A 6,238-nucleotide genomic window follows, 5' to 3' on the forward strand; every position below is an offset into this window, starting at 1 on the left:
GAGCCCGACGCCATATCCAGGCGAAAAGCGTGATACGTCCGTCTTTGGCGTGTCCGGAATGCGGGTGGACGAGTGGGATTCGGCCGGCCGAGAGCGTGACGCGTGTGATCAGGCCCGCCCGGTCGCCTCCTCCGCGGCCTCCTGGGCGATCCGCTCGAACCGGGCCCCCATGGCCTCGGCCAGGGCGGTGGCCGCGGACAGCGGGCGGACCATCACCACGAAGTCGTCGATGAGGCCGTCCTCGTTCATGTGCAGGAAGTCGCAGCCGTTGATCCGACGTTCGCCGACCCGGGCCTCGAACACCAGTGCGTGGTCACGTCCGTCCGCGCTGCTGATCTCACGGACATAGCGGAAGTCGCTGAAGACACGGTCGACCCCGCGCAGGATCGCGGCGGTGATGGAGCGACCGGGGTAGGGCTTGAAGGCGACGGGGCTGGTGAAGACCACGTCCTCGGCGAGCAGGGCGCGGATGGCGTCGTGGTCGCCGGCCTCGACGGCCTTCCTGAAAGGATGCACGGTGCTCCGATGGTCGAACGAACAGGTGCGTCGGAGATTATCAACCGGGCCGTGGACGGTCCGGATACGACCACCCGATAACCTCGTCGCCGTTCGCCCCGACCGGCCCTGTCCAAGAGAAAGGCACTCCCATGAGCGAGGAGCTGTCCGTGCGCGTCGACGGTCACGTCGGGGTACTGGAGATCCACCGCCCACCTCACAACCACTTCTCCCTGGACGTGCTCACCGAGCTCGCCGACACCGCCGAGGAACTGGTGGCGCAAGGGTGCCGCGTGTTGGTGCTGTGCTCCGAGGGCAAGAACTTCTGCGCCGGGGTGGACTTCGCCGCGGGCGGGGTCGGGCCCACCCCCGTGAACACCCTCGGCGCCATCTATGGTCAGGGCCTGCGTCTGTACTCGCTACCGATCCCGGTGATCGCCGCCGTCCAGGGTGTCGCGGTCGGGGGAGGCCTCGGGCTGGCCTGCTCGGCGGACTTCCGGGTGGCCTCGCCCGGCACCCGCTTCCACGCCAACTTCGGTCGTCTGGGGCTGCACCAGGGCTTCGGGCTGACCGTGTCGCTGCCGCGCATCGTGGGCGCCCAGAAGGCCGCCGACATGCTCTACACCGCCAGTCGGGTCCCGGGTGAGGAGGCGTACGCCATCGGACTGGCCGATCACCTGGTCGAGGACGGGGCGGTCCGCGCGGGTGCCCTGGAGCACGCCCACCGGATCGCCACCTCGGCGCCGTTGGCGGTGCGCTCGATGAAGGCCACCATGCGCGCGGACCTCCTGGCCGCCCTGCCCTCCGCGATGGAGCGCGAGATCGTCGAGCAGACCCGCCTGATGTCCACCAAGGACAACGAGGCGGGTGTCACCGCGTCCCTGAACCGCACCGATCCCGTCTTCACGGGTGAGTGACCCCGCGACTCAAGGGACCAGGGCGCGTTTGAGGATCTTGCCCATGTCGTTGCGGGGCAGCGCGTCCAGCACATGTAGGCGTCGTGGGCGCTTGTGCGGGGCCAGTTGCGCGGCGACCATGTCGGCCAGCTCCTCCAGGGCTGGCGTCCGCGTACCGGTCGGAACGATCCAGGCGACGACCCGCTCGCCCAGGTCGGGATCGGGTTCGCCGGTGACGGCGGCCTCGGCGACCCCGGGGTGCGCCAGCAGCACGTTCTCGATCTCCCCGGCGCCGATCTTGTAGCCACCGCTCTTGATCAGGTCGGTGCTCTTGCGACCCACCAACCGGACCAGACCCTCGGCGTCGATGGTGGCCATGTCCCCGGTCCGGAACCAACCGTCCTCGGTCATCGCCTCGGCGGTGGCCTCGGGGCGGTTCAGGTACCCGCTGAACAGATTGGCACCGCGCACCTGGACCTCGCCGACCTCCTCGCCTTCGGGGAGTGGGGATCCGTCGTCGCCGACCAGACGCAGATCCACCCCGTCCAACGGGGTGCCGACCGCGCCCGGGCACGGCGGGTGGTCGAGGCGGACACTGGTGTTCATCAGGGTCTCGGTCATGCCGTAGCGTTCGACGACCCGGTGGCCGGTGGCCGCGGTGAGGCGTTCGTGGTCGGGCAACGGAAGCGCGGCCGAACCCGACACCAGCAGGCGGGCCCCGGCCAACGCCCGCGCCAGGGCCGGGTCGGCGTCCACCGCCCCGGCCAGACGGTGGTACATGGTCGGTACCCCGAACAGGAGCGTGCCCTCACCCTCCAGCCCCCGGCGGACCGCTTCGGGTTCGAAGCGACCCAGGTGGTGCAGGCAACCGCCCAGGTACAGCGGCCCGAACACGCCCAGGACGAGGCCGTGCACGTGGAACAGCGGCAGACCGTGCACGAGCACGTCCCGTTCCGTCCACTCCCAGGCGTGGGCGAGCGCGTCGAGGCCGGCCAGGATCGCGCGCCGGGAGATCAGTGCCCCCTTGGGCGGGCCGGTGGTGCCGGAGGTGTAGACGACCAGCGCGATGGACTCGGAGTCCACCTCGCGCACGAGCGGGGGAGTGGTCGGGTCGGGAGAGGCGTCGACCTCGCGCACGGGGAGTCCGGCCAGGGCCTCGGGAAGCGCGGTACCGGGCGGGGCGAGCAGCAGTTCGGGTCGGCTGTCGTCCACCACGTGCCGCAGCTCTCGTTCCCCGGAGCGCGGGTTGAGCGGGACGATCGGGACCCCGGCCAGGACCGCGGCGGTCACGGCCACGCAGGTGTGCGGTGACGGTGTCGCCCACACCGCGACCCGGCCTTCGGGCAGGTCGGCCGCGAGCCGGGAGGCGGACCCGGCCAGTTCCCGGTAGGTGAGGCGGTGGTCGCCGAATCGGAGTGCGGGTCGGTCGACGGGTGCTGTGACGAGGGGGAACACGGGCTGGTCCCTTCGTGGTGGACGGTGTGCCGGAACCATCCATATCCCATCGGCCCGGCGGTCGGCTCCCAGGAGTCGGACACCGGGCCGATGGGTTCGCCCGTGATCGGCGTCAGGACAACACGAGCCACAGCAGGCTGACGAGCAGGAAGCCCGCCACGCCCAGCACCGTGGTCAACACCGTCCAGGTCCGCAGACCGTCGGAGACCGACAGCCCCAGGAACCGGGTGACCACCCAGAACCCCGAGTCGTTGACGTGGGACAGTCCCAGCGCTCCGAACGCGATGGCCAGCGCGATGAGCGCCACCTGGATCGTGGAGTAGTCGCCCCCCGTGATCATGTCGGTGAGCAGCCCCGAGGAGGTGAGGATGGCGACGGTCGCCGAACCCTGAGAGGCGCGCAGCGCCACGGAGAGCACGAAACCGAGCAGCAGGATGGGCAGTCCGGTTCCGGAGAGGGTGTCGGCGAGAGCCTCTCCCACTCCGCTCTCGGTCAGGATCTTGGCGAAGACACCGCCCGCACCGGTCACCAGGATGACGATCGCGACCGGCGGGAGCGCGGCCTCCATCACCTCACCGATGTGGGCCAGGGACCACCTGCGGCGGATCCCGAGGAGGAAGAAGGCGAGCATCAGGGCGACGAGCAGGGCGAAGACGGGGGCGCCGATGAAGGAGAGCACGGGACGAAGGTCGTGGCCCTCGGGCAGAACCGTCTCACCGGTCGTGCCCAGCATGATGAGGAGCAGCGGAGTGATGACGAGGGTGAGCACGGTCCACATGCTCGGCGGGGCCTCGGTCGCGGTGAGCGTGCCACCGGACCCGGACCCGTCGTCGTTCCCGGACGCGGAACCGTTCGAACCCTCGCCCGACCCCTTGCCGAACGACTCGAACCGGGCGCGGGTGGCGGCCGGCATCGGGATGTCACGGCGGGTCAGCCGCTTGGCCACGTACTGGGAGAGCACGGCCAGCGGCGCGCACACGATCAGCCCCAGGATGAGGACCCAGCCGATGTCGGCGCCCAGCAACGCGGAACCGCCGACGATGCCGGGGTGCGGTGGGATGGAGACGTGCACGGCCAGCATGATCCCGGCCACGGGCAGCCCGAACCGGACCGGGTCGACTCCGGCGGCCTTCGCGAAACCGTAGATGATCGGGACGAGGATGATGAATCCGACGTCGAAGAAGACCGGGACGGCCAGGACGAGGGCCGCCGCGGTGAGCGCCGCCGAGACCCGCCTGGGGCCGAGCCGGCCGGTGAATCGTCCGGCGAGGCTCCCCGCTCCACCGGACACCTCGATCATGCGGCCGAGCATCGCGCCCAGCGCCACGAGCAGGGCGACCGAACCCAACGTGTCGCCCATGCCCGCGGTGATCGCGGGGATGATCCCGAGCTGTTCGGGACCGTCGGCGGTGGCCGGGACGGTGACCAGGGGCATGCCGGACACGAGGCCGACGAGGATGCTCACCAGGAGCAACGCCACGAAGGCGTGGACTTTGAATCGGATGATCAGCAACAGCAGCAGGGCGATACCGCCCGCCGCGATGCCGAGGAGGGAAAGGGCGCCCATGCGACGCTACTCCTTCGGACCGTGGTGGAGGATGGCCGTCGAGACGGCCGCCGGGATCAGGACTGGTCGGTGTCGGCCTTCTGGGGGGCCACGACACGGATGACCGCGGAGTCGTCGGCGGCGCCGAGACCCTGACCGCTGCCCAACAGGTAGAGCTGTTCGGCGGCGGCGGCCAACGGCGTGGGCAGACCCACCGAACGGCTCGCGGAGGTGACGATGCCCATGTCCTTGACGAAGATGTCGAGCCGGCTGAGCACCTCGGCGCCGTCCTCCTCGTAGGCCTGCAGCATCCGCGGTCCACGGTTGTTCAGCATGAACGACCCGGCGGCGCCCGCGCCGAGAGTCTCCAGCGTGGCCTCGGGGTCCAGACCCAGGGAGTCGGCCAGCGCGAGTGCCTCGGCGGCGGCCGCGATGTGCACCCCGCACAGCAGCTGGTTCACGGTCTTGAAGGCCTGGCCGTCGCCGGGGCGGTCACCGATGACGCTCAGGGTGGAGGCGAGCCGCCGCAGAATCGGGTCGGCGGCCTCCCGGGCCTCGGGCGTGCCGCCCACGACGATGAGCAGGTCGCCCTCGCCGGCGCGCACGGGACCGCCGCTCAGCGGGGCGTCGACCAGCAGTACCCCGCGAGGGGCCAGTTCGGTGGCGGTCGTGGTGACCGTGTCCACCCCGACGGTGCTGGTCAGGATGATGACGGTGCCGGGGGCGAGTGAGTCCACGATGCCCTGCTCGCCGAAGAGCACGTTCTGGAGCTGGGCACCGTCGCGCACGACCAACAGCACGCCGTCGGCACCGGCGACCGCTTCGGCGGAGCCCTCGAACGTCACCACGCCGGCCTGCGCGGCCAGGTCGCGTCGCTCGGCGGCGATGTCACAGCCGTGGACGGTCATGGCACCGGCCAGGCGGGTCGCCATCGGCAGCCCCATGGCGCCGAGCCCGATGACGGCGACGGTCGGTGTGGTGGTCATGCGTGCACTCCTTTGTCGAAGGCGCTGAGGCGGTGGACCACCTCGGCGAGCGAGCCGTCTTGGCCGACGTTGCCCGCGAAGACGATGTAGGGGATTCCGGCGGCGGGGCCACCGACGGGCTCCCACAGGGAGACCAGGCCGGGCAGCATCGGGCCGCGCACCACGGCGCGGTGGATGCCCAGCCCGAACGAGGCGACGTCGCTGGAGGTGATCCCGCCCTTGGCGACGACGAAGCGGGGCGCGCTCCGGGCCAGGGTGGAGGAGACGCAGCGCACGATCGCGGCGGAGACCTCGCGGGCGATGGCCAGGCTCTCGGCGGGATCCCCGCTCACGCGCAGCAGCCGTGAGGTGTGCAGGACGACGTCATTGCCGGCCAGACCCTCGACGATGGTGTCGACGGCACGGCCCACGGTCGCCTCACGGGTGTCCGCGTCCAGGATCGCGTCGACGTCGAGTTCGATCACGCGGGCGTCGGGACGGCTTTCGATGAGCGCGTCGAGCTGCCGGGTGGTCAGGGCGACGTGGGAGCCGACCACCACGAGCCCGCCGGGGGCGTCGGTGCCGACACGGAGCTCGCCCTCGCCCAGGGGAGGCCGCTCCTCCAGGCCGATCCGGGCCCGTACGAACGGCGGACCCACGCGGTAGACGAACCTGCGGCCCTGACGTTCGGCGTCGATGAGGGCCAGGGAAAGGACGCGCAGGTCTTCCTCGGCCTCGGCGTCGACCACGATCGGGGCGGCCGAGCGGGCTTCGAGAAGCCGGGCGGTGACCGAGGCGACGTCGCCGCCGCGCAGTAGGGGCAGGTCGATGACGGTGACGTCCGCGGCCGGAACCGCTCCGTCGGTCTTCTCCTCGACCCA

Annotated in this window: 6 protein-coding genes; 1 reads left to right on the plus strand and 5 read right to left on the minus strand. The window is 71.0% G+C overall.

Annotation, left to right across the window (positions count from 1 at the left end; all coding sequences use genetic code 11):
* Positions 1-108: 108 nt before the first annotated feature.
* The gene (locus K8V84_RS21080; protein WP_304077712.1) at positions 109-516 is read right to left on the minus strand and encodes a nuclear transport factor 2 family protein; all 408 of its coding nucleotides are present in this window, start codon (positions 514-516) and stop codon (positions 109-111) included.
* Positions 517-647: 131 nt separating this feature from the next.
* Between K8V84_RS21080 and K8V84_RS21085 the strand changes: the two genes are divergently transcribed.
* Positions 648-1,412, plus strand: a complete 765-nt coding sequence (locus K8V84_RS21085; RefSeq protein WP_304077714.1) for an enoyl-CoA hydratase/isomerase family protein — start codon at positions 648-650, stop codon at positions 1,410-1,412.
* Positions 1,413-1,421: 9 nt separating this feature from the next.
* On the opposite strand, the gene K8V84_RS21090 is transcribed toward K8V84_RS21085, so the two are convergent.
* From K8V84_RS21090 to K8V84_RS21105, 4 genes are all read right to left on the minus strand, one after another.
* Positions 1,422-2,846: an acyl-CoA synthetase gene (locus tag K8V84_RS21090; RefSeq protein WP_304077715.1), complete on the minus strand. Its 1,425-nt coding sequence runs from the start codon at positions 2,844-2,846 to the stop codon at positions 1,422-1,424.
* Positions 2,847-2,958: 112 nt separating this feature from the next.
* On the minus strand, positions 2,959-4,413 hold the full coding sequence (locus K8V84_RS21095) for a GntP family transporter (protein WP_304077718.1): 1,455 nt from the start codon (positions 4,411-4,413) through the stop codon (positions 2,959-2,961).
* A gap of 56 nt (positions 4,414-4,469) precedes the next feature.
* Positions 4,470-5,378, minus strand: a complete 909-nt coding sequence (locus K8V84_RS21100) for an NAD(P)-dependent oxidoreductase (RefSeq protein ID WP_304077721.1) — start codon at positions 5,376-5,378, stop codon at positions 4,470-4,472.
* Positions 5,375-6,238, minus strand: an 864-nt coding sequence (locus tag K8V84_RS21105; RefSeq protein ID WP_304077724.1) for a nucleotide-binding domain containing protein, incomplete at its 5' end; no start/stop codon positions are given. The genes K8V84_RS21105 and K8V84_RS21100, both read right to left, overlap by 4 nt.

The sequence above is a fragment of the Nocardiopsis listeri genome (assembly GCF_020741345.1).
GTDB classification, from domain to species: Bacteria; Actinomycetota; Actinomycetes; order Streptosporangiales; family Streptosporangiaceae; genus Nocardiopsis; species Nocardiopsis listeri_A.

Coding starts and splice junctions, on each gene's coding strand:
- K8V84_RS21100 (WP_304077721.1), bottom strand. CDS start 5,378: ATGACCACCACACCGACCGTCGCCGTCATCGGGCTCGGCGCCATGGGG.
- K8V84_RS21095 (WP_304077718.1), bottom strand. CDS start 4,413: ATGGGCGCCCTTTCCCTCCTCGGCATCGCGGCGGGCGGTATCGCCCTG.
- K8V84_RS21085 (WP_304077714.1), top strand. CDS start 648: ATGAGCGAGGAGCTGTCCGTGCGCGTCGACGGTCACGTCGGGGTACTG.